The organism is Treponema sp. R8-4-B8 (assembly GCF_054786175.1).
The window spans coordinates 1-756 of the sequence record NZ_BDHE01000181.1 but is presented as its reverse complement, the minus strand read 5'-3'; the positions used below and the strand labels follow the sequence as shown (position 1 = coordinate 756).

The following is a 756-nucleotide window of genomic DNA, read 5'->3' as shown; positions in this document are numbered from 1 at the left end:
AAAAAATATTTCCGGCTTTGTTTCAGTACTGCGAATATGCGACATGCATTTATGGCGCTGTTCGGGGGTTAATCTGTCCACTTAAACGATTATTCCATTTCATCAGGATTTGTTCTATATTGACAATTCAATTAAAAAATAAATGAATAAATGTGTCAATATGCTGTTTTTCAAGCCCTTTTTAACAAAATTTAACAAGATTTTACTGGAAAATTTCAAAATTCTAAGGTATATTTCTTCTATAAAGCAACTATTTCCCATAAGTAAACTGCAGAAACTGAAAAAAGGAGTAATGTATGAATAAATTAACAATGAACAATGAACAATTAGCAATTAGCAATGGACAATTAACAAAGAGCGAAGTTAGCAAGCGTAGCGGCTTGCCAACCCGCACCGCACGCAAACAACGACATTGCTCACTGCTCACTGCTCACTGATTGCTAATTGTTCATTTCTTCTCTTTCTTCTTTTTTCTCTTTTCTCTCTTCTTTCGTCATGCGATTTATTCACCGCCCCAAAAGTTGATTTGTTTAAGGTAATCAGCGACGAAGTGGATTGGGCAAATGCTAAAAAATTGACGGTCAGGCTTGACTACCCATCCGCTTGGGGGACAAGCAACCCCGTGCAGGGGGCTATTACACCGGCAATGGACATACGCGAAGGCTACGAATTCAGTATAGAGTTCACCCCCGACACGGCGTATACCCTTCAATCATGGATGGCGTTTCTTACATCTGAACTGGATAGCCTAACCGA

3 protein-coding genes are annotated in these 756 nt (G+C 39.2%); 2 read left to right on the top strand and 1 reads right to left on the bottom strand.

All coding sequences use genetic code 11. From position 1 onward, the window contains the following. The coding region (locus tag ACYVRA_RS07755) for a hypothetical protein (RefSeq protein ID WP_461252164.1) at positions 1-81 on the bottom strand (81 nt) is incomplete at its 3' end. A gap of 215 nt (positions 82-296) precedes the next feature. Between ACYVRA_RS07755 and ACYVRA_RS07750 the strand changes: the two genes are divergently transcribed. Further along, complete coding sequence (locus ACYVRA_RS07750) at positions 297-437, top strand: hypothetical protein (RefSeq protein WP_461252163.1); 141 nt, start codon at positions 297-299, stop codon at positions 435-437. Between the two features lie 89 nt (positions 438-526). Beyond that, positions 527-756: hypothetical protein (locus ACYVRA_RS07745; RefSeq protein ID WP_461252162.1), on the top strand; the 230-nt coding region annotated here is incomplete at its 3' end.

Bases quoted from the DNA above. Each gene is read 5' to 3' on its own strand.
- ACYVRA_RS07750 (WP_461252163.1), top strand. From the start codon at position 297: ATGAATAAATTAACAATGAACAATGAACAATTAGCAATTAGCAATGGA.